Origin of the sequence: Salinactinospora qingdaonensis (assembly GCF_039539445.1) — a bacterium.
GTDB classification, from domain to species: Bacteria; Actinomycetota; Actinomycetes; order Streptosporangiales; family Streptosporangiaceae; genus Salinactinospora; species Salinactinospora qingdaonensis.
Genome location: NZ_BAABDD010000002.1, coordinates 32,962 through 49,729 on the forward strand (window position 1 = coordinate 32,962; position 16,768 = coordinate 49,729).

Sequence of the window (16,768 nt, forward strand, 5' to 3'; positions counted from 1 at the left end):
AGTATGTCCTACTGGCCTCGCGCGCGTCGGGGCTGTCAGGGCGGGCGGTCGCCTGTTGGCACAGGCGATAGGCTCAGTCCTGAGACCTCATATGCATGTTCAACCGTTTCGGCGCGGCCGTGTCGGACTGCGTCAGCGACACTCGAAGACGTGAGGAGAAGGTTTCCGTGACCATCCGTGTAGGCGTAAACGGCTTCGGTCGGATCGGCCGTAACTTCTGGCGCGCGGTTCAGGCTGCCGCTGGGGGGAACGACGTTGAGATCGTCGCGGTCAATGACCTCACCGACAATGCCACGCTCGCGCACTTGCTCAAGTACGACACCGTGCTCGGCACCCTGGAAGGGGAGGTCGAGGTGAGCGACGACGGCATCACCGTCGGCGGCACCTCCATCAAGACCCTCGCCGAGCGCGACCCCGCCGCCCTGCCGTGGAGTGAACTGGGGGTCGACGTTGTCGTGGAGTCCACCGGTCGCTTCACCAAGGCCGAGGACGCCAAGAAGCACATCGAAGCCGGGGCCAAGAAGGTCGTCATTTCCGCTCCGGCCAAGGGTGAGGACATCACGGTCGTGATGGGCGTCAACGACGACCAGTACGACCCGGCCAAGCACCACGTGCTGTCCAACGCTTCCTGCACCACCAACTGTGTGGCGCCGATGGCCAAGACGGTGCTGGACAACTTCGGCTTCGTCAAGGGCCTGATGACCACGGTGCACGCATACACCAACGACCAGGTCATCCTCGACTTCCCGCACAAGGACCTGCGCCGGGCGCGCGCCGCGGCGCAGAACATCATCCCCACCTCCACGGGCGCGGCCAAGGCCACCTCCCTGGTGGTGCCTGAGCTGGAGGGCAAGCTCGACGGCATGGCCATGCGCGTGCCGGTCCCCGACGGCTCGGTGACCGACCTCGTGGTCGAGGTCGAGCGTGAGGTCACCCGCGAGGAGGTCAACGCCGCGTTCAAGGCCGCGGCCGAGGGCCCGCTCAAGGGCTACCTGCACTACACCGAGGACCCGATCGTCTCCTCTGACATCGTCGGGACCCAGCCCTCGTGCACTTTCGACTCCAGTCTGACCATGACCTTCGGCAACCAGATCAAGGTCATCGGCTGGTACGACAACGAGTGGGGTTACTCCAACCGCATCGTCGACCTGGTCAAGCTGGTCGGCTCCCGCCTCTGAGGCATCTGCGACGAGCAGCCACCGGTGACGCCGTCCCCGTTGGCCGGGGACGGCGTCACTGTCCATGTACCAGCTACTCCCAGAAAGGGACGTCAGCATGCGGACGATCGAGGATCTCGACGTCGCTGGGAAGCGCGTCTTCGTCCGGGCCGATCTGAACGTGCCTCTCGACGGTGAGAGCATCACCGACGACGGCCGTATCCGGGCCAGCCTGCCCACTATCGACAAGCTGCGCCAGCGCGGCGCCCGCGTGGTCGTGGGGGCGCACCTGGGGCGCCCTAAGGGCCAGGTGGCTCCGGAATTCTCGCTGCGGCCCGTCGCCCGCCGGCTCGGTGAGTTGCTCGGCGTCGAGGTGGGCTTTGCCACCGACACCGCCGGCGAATCCGCTCGTGCCCTCAGCGCCGGGCTGTCCGACGGCGAGGTCGCACTGGTGGAGAACCTGCGCTTCGAGCCGGGGGAGACCAGCAAGGACGACGCTGAGCGCGGCGAGTTCGCCGACCGGCTCGCCCAGCTTGCCGACCTCTACGTCGGCGACGGGTTCGGCGCGGTCCACCGCAAGCACGCCAGTGTCTACGACCTGCCTGAGCGCCTGCCCCACGCTGCCGGTGGGCTGGTCTTCACCGAGGTCGACGTGTTGCGTCGACTCACCCAGCACCCGGAGCGCCCGTACGCGGTCGTACTCGGCGGCGCCAAGGTTTCCGACAAGCTCGATGTCATCGCCAACCTGTTGGGCACCGCCAACCGGCTCATCATCGGCGGCGGCATGGCCTACACCTTCCTCAAGGCCAAGGGCTACGAGGTGGGGGCCAGCCTGCTGGAGACCGAGCAGATCGACACGGTCAAGGAATACCTCGCTCAGGCCGAGCGGCAGGGAGTCGAGATCGTGCTCCCCGTCGACATCATCGCCGCCGAGAAGTTCGCTCCCGACGCCGAGCACGCCCCGGTGCCGGTTGAGGCGATCCCGGCCGAGCGGATGGGCCTCGACATCGGCCCGGCTACGCGCGAACTGTTCGCCACCAAGCTGGCCGACACCAGGACCGTCTTTTGGAACGGCCCCATGGGCGTCTTCGAAATGGAGGCGTTCTCCGGCGGTACTCGCGCGCTGGCCCAAGCACTCATCGACTCCCGCGCCTTCACCGTGGTCGGCGGCGGCGACTCCGCGGCGGCTGTGCGCGCGCTCGGTTTCGATGAGAACGCCTTCGGCCACATCTCCACGGGTGGCGGCGCCAGCCTGGAGTACCTGGAAGGCAAGACTCTGCCCGGAATCGCGGCACTGGAGAAGTAGGAAACCGACATGGCCAACGCCAAGCGCACGCCGCTGATCGCGGGAAACTGGAAGCTGAACAACACGCATTTGGAGGCCATTCGCCTCGTTCAGCAGATCGCGTTTTCCCTTACCGACGACGATTTTGAAGCGGCCGAGATCGCTGTGCTGCCGCCGTTCACCAGCCTGCGCAGCGTGCAGACCCTCGTCGAGGGCGACAAGCTCAAGATCGGCTACGGTGCCCAGGACATCTCCCCACACGAGAGCGGTGCCTACACCGGAGAGATTTCCGGGCCCATGCTCGCCAAGCTGGGCTGCTCCTATGCCCTGGCCGGGCACTCCGAGCGCCGTGAACACCACGGCGAGGACGACGCCACCGTCAACGCCAAGGTCAAGGCGGCCTTCGCCAGCGACATCACCCCGATTCTGTGCCTGGGCGAGGGTCTCGACGTGCGCAAGGCCGGCAACCAGGTCGCCCACACTGTGGCTCAACTTGACGGCGCGCTGAGCGAGGTCCCCGAGGAGCAGGCCCGTCGTCTCGTCGTCGCCTATGAGCCGGTGTGGGCCATCGGTACCGGTGAGGTGGCCACTCCCGACGACGCCCAGGAGGTCTGCGCGGCGCTGCGCGAGCGTCTCGGCGAGCTGTACTCGGCAGAGACCGCACAGCAGACGCGGATTCTCTACGGTGGTTCGGTCAAGAGCGACAACATCGCCGGCATCATGGCCAAGAGCGATGTCGACGGTGCTCTCGTGGGCGGCGCCAGCCTCAAGGCCGATGAGTTCGTCAAGCTGGCTCGTTTCCGCGAGCAGGGCTAACGTCTGTTGCGATCCGGGTTCGCGTCCGCAGCGAACGCGAACCCGGATCACACGGTAGATGGGCCGGGCACCAAATCGTGCCAGAGGAATCGTCGCCGTGCCCCCCATAACCTTCCGAAAGCGCTACACTGCCCGGAAGGCCGCCCACGGACGCGGTTTTTCGTGATGGTCGTACTGCGCTACCGTGCCAGGCGGTAAAATTGAGAAATGTCCCCGGTCCGTTGCTCACGACCAGCGGCGTCGGAAGTAGACGGCGCGAACGTGGCAGGGCCTCAGGTAGTCCATGTCCCCCTCGCCGGGGTTGAAGTACGGGTGAGCGTGTGATCCTCGGTCTTTCCATCGTCCTGATGCTACTCAGCGTGCTGCTGATCCTTCTGGTGCTGCTCCACAAGGGCAAGGGCGGCGGCCTCTCCGATCTCTTCGGCGGTGGTGTCACCTCTTCCCTCGGCGGCTCGTCTGTTGTCGAGCGCAACCTTGACCGGTTGACCATCATTACGGGCCTGCTGTGGATCGTCGGCGTGGTCGGACTGGGTCTCCTGATCAACCGGGGCGCGTAGCCTTTCGAGCTCGCCTAGCAGGTTTTCTCCCCTCATCGGGGCATGTTCTCCGAAGGAGTGTTTCGTGGGTGGTGGCAGTGCCATACGTGGCAGCCGCGTGGGCGCCGGTCCGATGGGCGAGGCTGAACGCGGCGAATCGGCGCCGCGCGTCCGGGTTCCGTTCTACTGCGCCAACAGGCACGAAGTGTTTGCCAGCTTCGCCTCGGAGGCCCAGGTTCCCGAGGAATGGGATTGTCCGCGCTGTGGGTTTCCCGCCGGCAAGGACCCCGATAACCCTCCGGCGCCGCCGCGTACCGAGCCGTACAAGACGCACCTGGCCTATGTGAAGGAACGGCGCAGCGATGCCGACGGTCAGGCCATTCTCGATGAGGCTCTAGCCAAGCTGCGCGCCGACCGCGCAGCGATTGAGGCCGCGATGGACAACTGAGCCGGTTTTCCGTTCAGCGCGCCCACCATGACCAACGCCCGCCAGGATCGGCGGGCGTTTTTGTTGTCTCCCAGGCCGTTGCCGCCGTCCGTCGCAACGGCCAGTAGAGGTGCGTTAGCGTTCACCGTGGCTACCGAGAGTACCGAGGCCCTGACCTGGGCATAGGAAACACGAAGAGTGATGATTTTAGTTCGCACCGTAGTTTCTCGAATGGTCGTGAGGTGGCTGCTCGCTCGCGCCCGCGCGCCGCTCCCGAGTGCTCTGCTGATGGGGCGGCGCTGCTAGCGGGTGGGGAGAACTCGCGGAATATAGTTGAATCTTAAACAGTTTGGTAGGGTGCGGACGGTCATTCCAAGGAGGCGACCCAATGACCACGAACGTACGCCCTACCGGCATTCACCATGTGACGGCCATCGCAAGCGACCCGCAGGCCAACGCCGACTTCTATCGCCATGCGCTGGGCATGCGGCTGGTCAAGCAGACCGTCAACTTCGACGCTCCCGACACCTACCACTTCTACTACGGCGACCGGGCCGGCACCCCGGGCACGATTCTGACGTTCTTCCCCTGGCCGGACGCCCCCAAGGGGCGCATCGGCGCTGGACAGGCCACCGTTACCGCGTTCTCCGTGCCCGAGGGCTCGCTGGGGTGGTGGCACCGCCACCTCTCCGCCATGGGCGTCGAGGCAACCCGGCCCGCCGAACGCCTTGCGGAGGACGTACTGTCGCTGCGCGATCCCGATGGTCTGATCATCGAACTCGTGGCCAGTGCCGACTACCACGACACCGAGCCTTGGGACGGCGGCACGGTTCCCGTCGAGCACGCCATCCGGGGGATACGCTCGGTCACACTCACCGAACACGACTACGAGCACACGGCGCGGATGCTCTCGGGAAACCTTGGTTTCACCCTCGACGCTGAGGACGGCGGTCGCTACCGCTTCCGCACTGCCACGCCCGGCGATTCCGGGGCCGGTGTGGGCAGCATCGTCGACGTCGTCGCCGACCGCGCGGCACCGCGGGGACTGGTGGCCGCAGGCACGGTGCACCACGTCGCCTACCGCGCCCCCGATGCTCAGGCGCAGGTGGCCTGGCGCGGTGCCCTTGTCGACGAGGGGGTCTCGGTCACCGAGGTGCGCGATCGCTCCTACTTCACGTCCATCTACTTCCGCGAACCTGGCGGCGTGCTATTGGAGATCGCCACCGACGGGCCCGGGTTCGACTACGACGAGCCCTTGCTCCAGCTCGGGCGGTCGCTCAAACTACCGCCGTGGCTGGAGCCCAGCCGTGACCACATCGAGCGTGCCCTGCCGGCCGTTCGGTTGGGAGACGAACATGAACGCACCTAAGTCTCGCGACTGGCAGCAGTGGGAGCACGTGGCAGTACCGGCCGACACGGCACAGGCGCCCACCCTACTGCTGCTCCACGGTACCGGGGCTGACGAGCGTGACCTGCTCGATCTCGGCCACGCTCTCGCCCCGGGAGCGGCCCTGTTGTCCCCGCGCGGCAGAGTCGACGAGAACGGCGCCAACCGCTGGTTCCGTCGATTGCGCGAAGGCGTGTTCGACGTCGACGACGTGGTTGCTCGGGCCCACGAACTCGCCGGTTTCGTTGCCGCGGCCACCGAGCACTACGGCATGAATCGCGACCGGCTGATCGCCGTGGGATTTTCCAACGGCGCCAACATCGCTGCCGCCCTGCTGCTGTTGCACCCAGAACTGTTGCGCGGCGCAGCCTTGTTCGCCGCAGCCGCCCCGCTCCAGGGACGCGAACCCGAGCACGTCGATCTCTCCGCGGCCTCGGTGTTCATAGCGGCGGGGACCGCTGATCCCATCACACCCATCGATCAAGCGCGGCTTCTGGCCGACCAGCTCAGCCGGCGTGGGGCACACACCCAGTTCGCCCAGCACCCCGGCGGCCATACGCTGCCGCCCGACGTGCTCACCGCTGCGCGGACATGGCTGGCGCAACTCGTGTCGGCACCCGCCACCTAGCCCACGGTAGGTGTCCACGGCGCCTTGGATCGCACGCACGGTCCTTGTCGCCCACCCCGTGCGTGTCCGTCCCACGCTCGGGCCAGAATGCCTGCGTTTCGCGGCTCGACAAGCAGGCGCCCGTCGACCTGCTTGCCCCCAACACCGGACGGTAACGGACGCGCCAGGATGATAGTCCACTTCTAACCGCCGCGTAGCATCCCGGAAATGTCTGAGCGGCACGATGACGAGAGAAATACGCAAAGTGCGGAGCACCACCAAGCTGGGGCGAATCACATGATTCCTGGAGGGGGGGACATGGCACTCTGGCGTATCCGAACCGCTGTGGAGGACCGGCCGGGCCGGTTGGCCGAGGTCGTCGGCGTTCTCGCTGAGCACGGTGGAAACATTCTGGGGCTGTCCATCCACACCGATGCTGTAGGGGTCGTCGACGAGTTCGTCGTCGACTTCCCTGGGGATCACCGCTGCGCTGTGGCCGAACTCGACAACCGCAGTCGCGACGGCGACGTTGTGGCCGTTCCCGCCGCGCCCCGCGAGCTCGGTGACGATCTCACCCGCGCGCTCCTGCTGACCACGCGGTTGCGCAGTGAACCCAACCGCCTTCCCGAAGCCCTGCGGGAGCTGCTGCACGCCGATTCGGCCAGTTGGTCAGGGCTCGGTGCCACTCCCGAGTTCCCCGAAGAGCCCGAGAGCACGATGCTCGTCCCCGTGGGACCGATGCGCGCTGTCCGGGTACGCCGTCCCGACCGGCCCTTCACCTGGACCGAGTCAGCGCGTGCCGACGCCCTGGTGCGTTCGGTTATGCCGCCCACGGGGCCCGCGCCCACCGATGGTCTAGTCACCACCCACCACAGCCTCGAACTTTCCGTGCGCCAGGTCGGCTCCGCCGACGCCGAGTCTCTTCAGCGACTGCACAAGCGCTGTTCAGCCGAGACTGTGCATCGCCGTTACTTCTCGACCGTTCGTGAGCTCAGTCCTCGAACGCTCGGTGTCTTCTGCGACCCCGAACATGGGTTGACTCTGGCGGCCTGGCCGATGCGCGGCGACGCTCCGGTGGCGTTGGCGCACCTGATGTACACCCTCGACCCCGGCGTCGGCGAGATCGCCTTTCTGGTGGAGGATGCCTGGCAGGGCCAGGGGATCGGCACCTGCATGGCACGGGTGCTCACTGCTATCGCCGCTGACTGGGGGTTGGCCGAGGTGCGGGCCGAGACCGTGCCCGACAATGCTCCGATGCAACGGGTCATGCGGCGGTTGGGGGCGACCGTGCGTCCGCCCAAGGACGGTGTGGTTCAAGCACGCCTGCCCATCGGGGGCACCGTGCCCGAACGTCGCCCTGGGCGCCTGATGACGCTGCTGTCCCAAACGGGAGCGCCGGGTATGCCGTTGTCCGGAGCCCCCGCCTGGTAGGGGGTAGGCCGACCCAGCAAAAAGGGGGGCGGGCCAGCCTACCATAGTGTTCTTACGTCCCTGCGCTGTCGGCGGCGCGGGGACGTAGTACGTCCTGCCGCGCTTCGGCGCCTGCTCTCACGTGTGGATCAGCCGGTCATTCCACCCTGGGCGGTCTGGAAAGCGTACGGTAGCCACGTACCACTGGCCGCTGCGGCCCTGGGACGGCTCTCGGGTGCACCTCGTGGTAGAGGGGAGGCGGGGCCGCTAGGTGCGGCCCCGCCGCTACGACCGAGGTGATCGCGCGGAGCCCGTCAGCCCTCCGCCGACTCCTCCTGCTCGGATTGCTGTGAATTGTCGGCGGTCTTTGTGGATTCGTCCTGGCTCTTGGACTTGGTGGTGCGGCGCTTCTTCACCGGGCGGGACTGATCGACCACCGGCTCGAACCGGGCGTCGTACTCTTTCCTGCACTCGCTGCATGCGTCGATCTCGCGGAGAGCGCCGTCCCACGCGAACTGGATGACCTCGGTCGCCTCGACCTTCTCATCGCTGACGGCGTGCAGATCGCAATACTTGCGCGTGAAGACCTCGGTGACCACGGCGGTGGCATCCCTTCGGTAGTCGTTACAGGTACTCGCGAGTGAATCATACACGCGTTCGAAGTGGGGTTCCGTGCTATGCGATTTCCGGTATGCGGCGGCATACCGTTCATCGTGCGGGACGGAGGGAAGCGCCTCGGTTGGGCCGGCTAGCTGGCACGGGGCGATATTACGAGCTTAGCGGAGTATAGAACGTGTTCTCGCGCCGGAAAGGCCGCGAATTTGGCGTCCTTTCCCTGTGGCACGGGGGCGCATCCGGCAGAAGGGAAAGCCTATCGCGCGTGGGTCAAGGCACAGAATGTACTCGGTCGCGACGTGGTGCGCGACGCCCGGCGGGGGAGAGGGGCGTTGCCGCTCGCCGACGTCGCTGTAGGCGAGTGTGGCCAGTGGTACGTGTTCGCCGGGAGGACGAGACACGATTTCTCTTTCTAATAAGATACTTGCTGGATTATTTTTTCGGTGTTCCGTCGTGTTCCTCCCATCCACCAAGGAGACAGCCACCATGTCCCAACCGGGTTCCCCCGCCATCAGCGTGACAGCGAACGTCGCCACGCTCATCGCCCGCATCGCCGTGGGCGCCGTCTTCATCGCCCACGGCGGGCAGAAGCTGACCGCTGGAATCGACGGTACCGCCGGCGGATTCGCCGGCATGGGGGTGCCCCTGCCCCAGGTGAGCGCCGTCGTGGCGATCCTCGTCGAGGTCAGCGGCGGTATCGCGCTGCTCATCGGTTTTGCGCTGCCGGTGGTCGGGATCGTGCTGGCCGCCCAGATGGCAGCCGCCTACCTCTTCGCCCACCTGGGAACTCCGCTGCTGGGCGGTTATGAGTTGGTACTCGTCCTGGGCGCCGCCGCCTTGGCGCTAGGCTTTCGCGGCGGTGATCTCGCCGTAGATCGGCTGCTCCCCTGGGGACGGCCCCACCGCCAATCGGTGACGCCTACCTCGACCGCTCCGGCCGCCTAACAGCTCCGCGAGCCGGTTTACCGTCTCGCCAGCCGCCCGCCAACCTCGTTACACCCCTGGCATACCCATGGGCCCACTGGTGGGCGCGTCACCGAACTCGTCCGCCAGTGGCCACGTTCACCTCATCGCTTGGCCATTCGCTCTCAAAGTGGGGCGCCGACCATCGAGCCGGCCGTGTTTCCCCAGCGGATGGATGCGATGAATGCTTTGTGACGACGGTCTTTCGCCCCCTGACCGACGCACTTTCCTCACTCTCACCGGCATCAGTACCGCCGCCTTCGTCCTGGGCACGGGTACCCCGGCCCACGCCGCGCCCACCACCACCCGTGCCCCTAGCGACCCGTTCCAACTGGGAGTCGCCTCGGGCGAACCCACCCCCAACAGCGTCGTCCTGTGGACCCGGCTCGCTCCCCAGCCACGAGCCGAGGACGGTCGTGCCGCGATGCCGGAGCGCGACTATGCCGTGCACTACGAGGTCGCCACCGACGAGCGGTTCACCGATACAGTACGCCGCGGTGCCGCCGTAGCGTCGCCCGAGCTCGCCCACGCGGTCCACCCGGAGGTCACTGGTCTCCAACCGGGGCGCGAATACTTCTACCGGTTCCGCGTCGGCACCCAGCTCAGCCCCGTGGGTCGCACCAAGACCGCACCCCCGCACCAGGGCACCGTCGACAGGTTGCGCTTGGCCATGGCCTCGTGCCAAGCCTGGTACCACGGCCACTACACCGCCTACCGCGATCTCGCGGAGCAGGATCTGGACGCCGTGCTTTTCCTCGGTGACTACATCTACGAGAACGCCATCACCGACGACAATCTGTGGCGCCAGGGCGTCGGCCTGCCGGGAGCCGCTTATGCGGTGCCCGCTGAGACGCTGGCGCAGTACCGGCTGCGCTATGCGCTCGCTAAGAGCGATCCCCACCTGCGGCGCGCGCACGCCCACGCCCCCTGGATCGTGACCACCGACGATCACGAGGTCGAGAACAACTACGCCGACCGTGACTCCCGCTACGGTGCCAGTGCCGAGGAATTCGCGCGTCGGCGCGCCGCCGCCTACCGAGCCTGGTACGAAAACCAGCCTGTGGGGAAACGGCTCCTGCCCGCAGGCCCCGACATGCGCCTTTACCGGCGGTTGAGCTTTGGCCGCCTTGCCCAGATCAATGTGCTCGACACCCGCCAATACCGAGACCCCGTACCGGCCGACGGTGGCGAACCCGGGGGGCAACACACCGATCCCAGCCGTAGCATCCTCGGCCGTGAGCAGGAACAGTGGCTCTACAGCGGCCTACGCGACAGCAGCGCGACGTGGAACGTGCTCGCCCAGCAGGTGGTGATGGCTCGAATCGACCGTGACACCGGTGCCGGCACCAGCTACAGCATGGACCAGTGGGACGGCTTCACCGCCAACCGGCGGCGGCTGTTCGACACCCTCACCCGCCATGAGGTCGCCAACCCGCTGGTGCTCACCGGCGACATCCACCGCCACGCCGCGATCGATCTCAAAGCCGACTTCGCCGATCCCGACTCGGCCACGATCGGTACCGAAGTGGTCACGACGTCGATCTCCTCCGATGGCGACGGCGCCGAGACCGATCGTTACGCCCCCATTTGGTTGAGTAACGACCACGTCGACTTCTACGCGGCCCGCCGTGGCTACGTGCGGCTCACCCTGACCCACGAGCAGGCGCAGGCGGAGTTTATGACGGTCGACCACGTGGAGGCCGACGACCGTGGAACAGTCACCACGGCCGCTAGGTTCGTCACCGAGGCCGGTCGACCGGGACTGCAACGCGGGTGAGCAACGGAGAACGAAGGCGGGGCCGGGAGCACCGGCCGGGACGCTGCTGTGACCGATGGCGCCCCCCGGGGGCAATGTGGCGGGGTGTGGCTTCGGTCTGGGGAGAGCGTGCGGGGTTTTTCGTCGCTCGTGCCTCGATCGCTTCGCGATCTCGGCAGCTTTGACGGGGGCGCTGTGTCTTTGACGCACCGCTGTTGTGCCGGGTGCTGCTGGTGGGGGGTATGCCGGTGGGGTGGTGGCTGAGAACACGCCGGAACCCGCCGAGCCGCCCCGTCTGCCTTGTCGTGGTGCTCGCCTCCTGGTTGCCTCGTCACGGCGTCGACCCCGCTCCCGTCTGCCCGGTTGTGGTGGTGGTCTCGTTCCCGTCTGCCCGGTTACGGCGTCGGCCCCGGCCTCCGCCTGCCTTGTCGCGGTGGTGGCTCCACGTCGGCCCCAGCCCCTGTCGTGGTACCCGTGCCACCTCAGGCACAGCCCGCCCCGGGCTGCTGAGATCGCGCAGCGATCGAGGCACGAGCCAACGGCAAACCCTCCAGGCACAGCCCACCCCCCGGCTTGACAAACCCATAGAAGCACCTCCCAAAAAAAGCGCCGAGTCCCAACCATCTCGGTACATGACAGCACGCGATGGCTATTCCGGGGGCACGGTCGGCAGCAAGCGGAGGGCGGCTTGGCGAGCGTGGTCAAGAGGGGCGGTGCTGTGCCGTAGAGACGCGGTCACCATGGCTCCTTCCAGCAAGAGGAACCATTCCTCGGCCACATCCGCCGGACGCAGGCATCCGGCTTCGGTGGCGAAGGCTTCGAGGTAACGCCGGACACCTTCCTTGTGGTCGCTGATGATGGCGTGGCCGGGATGGTCGGGGGCGGTGAGCTCGGTGGAGGCGTTGACGAAGCCGCACCCGCGGAACCCACCCGCCAACGTCCAGGCTTGGTAGGCGTCGAACATCGCTTTCAGGCGTTCCTCGGTGGTGACACACTCGGCGAGGAATTCGCCGAACTCGCTCCACCACCTTTGGTTACGGGCGCGCAGGTGCGCTGCCACCAGTCCGTCTTTGGAACCGAAGTGGGCGTAGAGAGTGACCTTCGTAACCGCGGCTCGCTCGGCGATCGTGTTGACCCCCGTCGCTCGGATTCCCCGCTCGTAGAACAGCATCGAAGCAGTGGCCAGGATGCGATCCGCTGCCGAGAGTCCGCTTTCGGCCTTCGGCTGCTGTGCTGCCGCCACCGTTGTTTCCTCCCGGTATTGGTGCCATACAAACCGGTATGTACAGTATCGTTCGGAAGCTGAATCGCCAACACAGGGGGCTCTCGTGACTGCTCGCCCGCACGCCGTCGCCTTCGATGTGCTCGAAACTCTGCTGAATCTGGAGCCGCTCCGCGCGCGTCTGGAGAGGATCGGCCAACCCGCGCATCTGTTGCAGCCGTGGTTCATGCGCTTTCAACGCGACTCGATGGCCCTGACCCTCAGCGGGGATTTCGGGACGTTCGAGTCGGTGGCAAGACAAGCGTTACGCACCGACACCGAGCACACCGCCACCGAGAACGACATCGACTACGTATTGGAGGGGTTCGGCCATCTGCCGGCCTACCCCGATGCCGAACCGGCGTTGCGCCGGTTGTCCGAAGCCGGGCTGCGGGTTGGGTGCTTGACCGTCGGCAGCGTGGAGAACACGGCACGGTTTCTGGAACAGGCGGGACTGGCGCGCTACGTGGATCACGTGGTCACTGCGGAGCAGGCCGGTACCTGGAAACCCGCGCCGTCCATCTACCGCGTGGCTGCCAACGAACTCGGGACGTCACCGGACAACATGGCGCTGGTCGCGGTGCACGCCTGGGACTGCCATGGAGCCAAACGTGCCGGCTGTCTCGCTGGTTGGTGTGAGCGGTTGGAAGGTCGCTACGGGGACGTCTTCACAGCACCGGACGTGAGCGGCTCCGATCTTGTCGAGGTTGCCGAAGCCCTGGTGCGACTCTCCTCCGACTGAGGTCCCTTCGACACGATCCAGCAAGGAACCCGGCCCTTCAGGGCTCGGGTGAAGTTGACAAGGTTCTCTTCCCAGAGTCTGCGAAGAATCGTGGGCGGGACGGTTGCGAAGTACTGGCGGGCGCCCCGGCCAATTTCGCGCCCGTCCCGAGGAGTTCTGTGTCGTCGGAGATGAGTGTGCGCGCTGGGCGTCGCGATGGTCTGGGCGGAGGCGCGGGTGCCCTCGCCCAGACCATCGGTGTCCCAGGCTTAGAAGTCGAGTAGGTACCGGGGCTGTTCTCGCCGGTGGTTTCAGCCAGGCTCCACCCGCTCCTGCGTTCCAGTTCGCTGAGTCAGTCCGTGCGGGGAGAAGTCGGCTTGGCGGCGGGATTTACCCGCCAGGAAAGCCGCGGTCGAATCGGTCGAGGAAGTCGGAAAATTCCTTCGACCAGGTTGCGAGGAGGGGGCGGCCACCTGGTTTCCTGCCGTGCATCGCCACAGCGTCGTCCCCCGTCGTTACAGCGCTGGTCGAGAGTCAAGACAGCGTCCCGGCCGGTATCACCGGAACCCGCCCGGGCTAGTCGAAGATTTCGGCGAGGAAGCTGGCCTGCCTACGACGTCGTTCCCCGTGGTAGTCGGTCGATTCGTAGGCGTCCTCCTCATCGGTTGCGCGGCGGCGCCGGCCGCCGGTGTACTCGGTCTTGTGGCCACGGCTCCAGCGGTGCTCGGCTTCCAGCAGTTCCTCCAGTTCACCGCGGTCGAGAAAGATCCCTCGGCAGGAGTCGCACTGGTCGATAGTGACGCCGACCAGATTCTGTCGCGCCAGCGTGCCAGGGCATTTGGGGCACTTCACATCACTCATGGCCACTTGGATATCGCAGCGCCCCCGTCGGTTCCACCGATTCACCGGGATTCCTCCGTTGATAGCCCGCCGCAGCGACCGCTCTCCGAGCCCACCGAGGCTTCCCCAAGGCAACGGGTGGGGAAGCGGCACGGCGCGGGCTACGGGCCACAACCGGCAAAAACGTTCGCCTTTTCTGGCGGCCAGGGGGCGTCGAAGCGGCGTCGACCGTGCCACACTGGAGCGCACCGTCAGGTGCTACCACCGCGTGTCCCCGCTTCGGCGCCTGGCCGGTGTCGTCTCTTCGCGTCAGTGAGCGGCGCGGTCAGCGCTGCCCACGCTCGTCCGGTGGCTCGCGGAGGAGCGGCTGCATGTAGCCGCTCACCCATGTCAGCCCCACGGTGGCGGGGCGTCCCACCGGGGATTATGAATCGTTTTATTTCACCCTCTGTTGTCGCTGTGTCGTCCGTGTTACCTTTTGTGGCGTGCACCACATTGGGAGCGCTCCCAATTGCGTTTCCGGTGCGCTGTCGTTATCCCCCCGCGACGCGGCGGGACGGTTTCCCGTCCCCGCGCGTCGCGACGACCACCCGCACAATTGCCCCGCTTCGATTCAGGCGCACGCCGCCTCCTCCGAGCGGGGCGAGGAGTGAGGAGCATGAAAACAACCCCCCATACTCCCCGCCGTGCAGGGGAGAGACCCGCGCCGGCCATCACTGCCGCTGTAGTGCTTGGTGGCTCCCTACTGAGCGTGGCCGCCCCTGCCGCCGCGGCCACCGGTTGCGAAGTCGACTACTCGGTCAACCAGTGGAACTCCGGCTTCACCGCCAATGTCGAGGTCACCAACCTGGGCGATCCCATCGACGGCTGGAGCCTCGACTGGGAGTTCTCCAACGGCCAGCAGATCACCAACACCTGGAACGGCCAGACCAGTCAGTCCGGCTCTAGCGTCAGCGTCAGCAACGTCTCCTACAACGCCACCATCGCCACCGACGCCACCGTCACCTTCGGGTTCCAAGCCACCCACACCGGCACCAACACCGCCCCCACCAGCTTCACCCTCAACGGCACCACCTGCGACGGCACCACCGACGGCGGCGACGACGGCGACGACGGTGGAGATGACGGTGGAGACGACGGCGGCAGCGGAGACGGGCGCCAGGTCGAGGAGTTGGGACGCGGACTGATCAGCGTCCGCACCGGTGACGCCAACCTGGTGAGCTGGCGGCTGCTGGCCACCGACCCCCAAGACGTCGCATTCAACGTCTACCGCGACGGCACCCGCCTCAACTCCACGCCGCTTACCGACGTCACCTCCTACCTGGATCAGGGGGCCTCCGCCGGGGCCAGCTACACGGTACGCCCCGTCGTGGACGGCACTGAGCAGAGCGCCTCGGAGTCCTCGCTGGCGTTCAGCAACGGCTACCTGGATGTGCCCCTCGATATCCCGGCCGGTGGCAGCACCCCCGATGACAGTTACAGCTACGAGGCCAACGACGCCAGTGTCGGAGACCTCGACGGGGACGGCAGCTACGAGATCGTGCTGAAGTGGCAACCCACCAACGCCAAGGACAACTCCCAGTCCGGCTACACCGGCCCCACCATCGTCGACGCCTACGAGCTGGACGGCACCCGGCTATGGCGCATCGACCTGGGCCGCAACATCCGCTCCGGTGCCCACTACACCCAGTTCATGGTCTACGACCTCGACGGCGACGGCCGATCCGAGGTGGCGATGAAGACGGCTGACGGCACCGTCGACGGCACCGGCACCGTCATCGGCGACGCCGGCGCCGACTACCGCAACAGCGGGGGCTATGTCCTGGACGGACCGGAGTTTCTCACCGTCTTCGACGGCCAGACCGGCGCTGAGCTGAGCACTGTCGACTACCATCCGCCCCGCGGTGACGTCTCGGCCTGGGGCGACGATTACGGCAACCGTGTCGACCGGTTCCTGGCCGGCGTCGCCTACCTGGACGGCACCCGGCCCAGCCTGATCATGGCCCGCGGCTACTACACGCGCTCGGTGATCGTGGCCTACGACTGGCGCGACGGCCAGCTCACCCAGCGTTGGGCCTTCGACAGCGACGAGGCCGGCTCGCAGTGGGCCGGGCAGGGCAACCACCAGTTGAGCATCGCCGACGCCGACAACGACGGCCGTGACGAAGTCATCTACGGGGCGATGGCCGTCGACCACGACGGCAGTGGGCTGTGGAGCACTGGCTACGGCCACGGCGACGCGCTGCACGTGAGTGACTTCCTCCCCGACCGGTCCGGGCTGGAGGTCTTCAACATCCAAGAACGCCATGGCGGCAGCGCCGGGGCACACCTCGACGACGCCGCCACCGGTACCACGCTGTGGCGCAAGCCCACCAACAGTGGCGAAGAGGGGCCCGGGCGCGGCGTAGCCGCCGACATCTGGGCCGACAACCCCGGAGCGGAATTCTGGGCCGCCGGCGGCGGCATCAGCGGTCTGTTCGACGGCCAAGGCAACGACATCGGCCGCCAGCCCTCCTCGACGAACTTCCTGAGCTGGTGGGACGGTGACCCCGTGCGCGAGCTGCTCGACCAGACCCGCATCGACAAGTACGGTCCTGGCGGGGAAACTCGACTGCTCACCGGATCGGGGGTGGCCTCCAACAACGGCACCAAGGCCACGCCGTCCTTGAGCGGCGACATCCTCGGAGACTGGCGTGAGGAAGTCATGTGGCGCACCAGCGACAACCGGGCGCTGCGCATCTACGCCACCCCGATCACCACCGACATGCGACTGCCCACCCTGATGCACGACACCCAGTACCGGGTGGCCATCGCCTGGCAGAACACCGCCTACAACCAGCCGCCGCACCCCAGTTTCTTCCTCGGTGACGGCATGGCGGCCCCGACCTGGCCCGAGGTCTACACTCCCTGATCGCCGCTCCTCGGGGCCGTACGGCCCCGAGCCAACACCAGCAACGCCGTGGGGTGCCGGCCAGCGGCCGACACCC

General features: G+C 66.8%; 15 protein-coding genes. 12 read left to right on the forward strand and 3 right to left on the reverse strand.

Translation table 11 applies throughout. The features are described from left to right. The first annotated feature begins 167 nt into the window (after positions 1-167). The 8 genes from gap (at position 168) to ABD848_RS02410 (ending at position 7,646) form a co-directional block, all read left to right on the forward strand. Positions 168-1,178 carry a type I glyceraldehyde-3-phosphate dehydrogenase gene (gene gap / locus ABD848_RS02375; RefSeq protein WP_344966790.1) on the forward strand — a complete coding sequence of 337 codons (1,011 nt, stop codon included), beginning with the start codon at positions 168-170 and terminating at the stop codon, positions 1,176-1,178. 97 nt (positions 1,179-1,275) lie between these two features. Continuing rightward, a complete protein-coding gene (locus tag ABD848_RS02380; RefSeq protein WP_344966792.1) occupies positions 1,276-2,463 on the forward strand; it encodes a phosphoglycerate kinase in 1,188 nt (395 codons plus the stop codon). Positions 2,464-2,472: 9 nt separating this feature from the next. Further along, a complete protein-coding gene (tpiA, locus tag ABD848_RS02385; RefSeq protein ID WP_344966794.1) occupies positions 2,473-3,258 on the forward strand; it encodes a triose-phosphate isomerase in 786 nt (261 codons plus the stop codon). A gap of 320 nt (positions 3,259-3,578) precedes the next feature. Continuing rightward, complete coding sequence (secG, locus tag ABD848_RS02390; protein ID WP_344966797.1) at positions 3,579-3,815, forward strand: preprotein translocase subunit SecG; 237 nt, start codon at positions 3,579-3,581, stop codon at positions 3,813-3,815. A 64-nt stretch (positions 3,816-3,879) separates the two neighbouring features. Next, positions 3,880-4,242 carry an RNA polymerase-binding protein RbpA gene (locus tag ABD848_RS02395; protein WP_344966799.1) on the forward strand — a complete coding sequence of 121 codons (363 nt, stop codon included), beginning with the start codon at positions 3,880-3,882 and terminating at the stop codon, positions 4,240-4,242. 367 nt (positions 4,243-4,609) lie between these two features. Then, positions 4,610-5,590, forward strand: coding sequence for a ring-cleaving dioxygenase (locus ABD848_RS02400; protein WP_344966801.1), 981 nt, complete (start codon positions 4,610-4,612; stop codon positions 5,588-5,590). Then, the gene (locus tag ABD848_RS02405) at positions 5,577-6,236 is read left to right on the forward strand and encodes an alpha/beta hydrolase (protein ID WP_344966803.1); all 660 of its coding nucleotides are present in this window, start codon (positions 5,577-5,579) and stop codon (positions 6,234-6,236) included. Before ABD848_RS02400 ends, ABD848_RS02405 begins: the two co-directional genes overlap by 14 nt. Positions 6,237-6,533: 297 nt before the next feature. Then, positions 6,534-7,646, forward strand: coding sequence for a GNAT family N-acetyltransferase (locus ABD848_RS02410; RefSeq protein WP_344966805.1), 1,113 nt, complete (start codon positions 6,534-6,536; stop codon positions 7,644-7,646). Between the two features lie 293 nt (positions 7,647-7,939). Here ABD848_RS02410 and ABD848_RS02415 read toward each other — a convergent pair whose 3' ends face one another. Next, complete coding sequence (locus ABD848_RS02415; RefSeq protein ID WP_344967300.1) at positions 7,940-8,224, reverse strand: hypothetical protein; 285 nt, start codon at positions 8,222-8,224, stop codon at positions 7,940-7,942. A gap of 502 nt (positions 8,225-8,726) precedes the next feature. Here ABD848_RS02415 and ABD848_RS02420 point away from each other — a divergent pair. Further along, positions 8,727-9,185, forward strand: coding sequence for a DoxX family protein (locus tag ABD848_RS02420; protein WP_344966807.1), 459 nt, complete (start codon positions 8,727-8,729; stop codon positions 9,183-9,185). A 202-nt stretch (positions 9,186-9,387) separates the two neighbouring features. Further along, positions 9,388-10,980 carry an alkaline phosphatase D family protein gene (locus ABD848_RS02425; RefSeq protein WP_344966809.1) on the forward strand — a complete coding sequence of 531 codons (1,593 nt, stop codon included), beginning with the start codon at positions 9,388-9,390 and terminating at the stop codon, positions 10,978-10,980. Positions 10,981-11,608: 628 nt separating this feature from the next. Here the strand turns inward: ABD848_RS02425 and ABD848_RS02430 are convergent. After that, positions 11,609-12,202 (reverse strand): TetR/AcrR family transcriptional regulator, encoded by a 594-nt coding sequence (locus tag ABD848_RS02430; RefSeq protein WP_344966811.1) that lies wholly within the window; start codon positions 12,200-12,202, stop codon positions 11,609-11,611. An 85-nt stretch (positions 12,203-12,287) separates the two neighbouring features. On the opposite strand from ABD848_RS02430, the gene ABD848_RS02435 reads away from it, so the two are divergent. Next, positions 12,288-12,962, forward strand: coding sequence for a haloacid dehalogenase type II (locus ABD848_RS02435; RefSeq protein WP_344966813.1), 675 nt, complete (start codon positions 12,288-12,290; stop codon positions 12,960-12,962). Between the two features lie 555 nt (positions 12,963-13,517). On the opposite strand, the gene ABD848_RS02440 is transcribed toward ABD848_RS02435, so the two are convergent. Then, a complete protein-coding gene (locus tag ABD848_RS02440) occupies positions 13,518-13,802 on the reverse strand; it encodes a TFIIB-type zinc ribbon-containing protein (RefSeq protein WP_344966815.1) in 285 nt (94 codons plus the stop codon). A gap of 637 nt (positions 13,803-14,439) precedes the next feature. On the opposite strand from ABD848_RS02440, the gene ABD848_RS02445 reads away from it, so the two are divergent. Then, positions 14,440-16,692: a rhamnogalacturonan lyase family protein gene (locus tag ABD848_RS02445; RefSeq protein WP_344966817.1), complete on the forward strand. Its 2,253-nt coding sequence runs from the start codon at positions 14,440-14,442 to the stop codon at positions 16,690-16,692. The last annotated feature ends 76 nt before the right edge of the window (positions 16,693-16,768 follow it).

What these genes read in the sequence shown, in the direction of transcription:
- ABD848_RS02380 (WP_344966792.1), top strand. Translation starts at nt 1,276, where the DNA reads ATGCGGACGATCGAGGATCTCGACGTCGCTGGGAAGCGCGTCTTCGTC.
- ABD848_RS02440 (WP_344966815.1), bottom strand. Translation starts at nt 13,802, where the DNA reads ATGAGTGATGTGAAGTGCCCCAAATGCCCTGGCACGCTGGCGCGACAG.
- tpiA (WP_344966794.1), top strand. Translation starts at nt 2,473, where the DNA reads ATGGCCAACGCCAAGCGCACGCCGCTGATCGCGGGAAACTGGAAGCTG.
- ABD848_RS02405 (WP_344966803.1), top strand. Translation starts at nt 5,577, where the DNA reads ATGAACGCACCTAAGTCTCGCGACTGGCAGCAGTGGGAGCACGTGGCA.
- ABD848_RS02420 (WP_344966807.1), top strand. Translation starts at nt 8,727, where the DNA reads ATGTCCCAACCGGGTTCCCCCGCCATCAGCGTGACAGCGAACGTCGCC.
- ABD848_RS02400 (WP_344966801.1), top strand. Translation starts at nt 4,610, where the DNA reads ATGACCACGAACGTACGCCCTACCGGCATTCACCATGTGACGGCCATC.
- ABD848_RS02425 (WP_344966809.1), top strand. Translation starts at nt 9,388, where the DNA reads ATGCTTTGTGACGACGGTCTTTCGCCCCCTGACCGACGCACTTTCCTC.
- ABD848_RS02445 (WP_344966817.1), top strand. Translation starts at nt 14,440, where the DNA reads ATGAAAACAACCCCCCATACTCCCCGCCGTGCAGGGGAGAGACCCGCG.
- ABD848_RS02410 (WP_344966805.1), top strand. Translation starts at nt 6,534, where the DNA reads ATGGCACTCTGGCGTATCCGAACCGCTGTGGAGGACCGGCCGGGCCGG.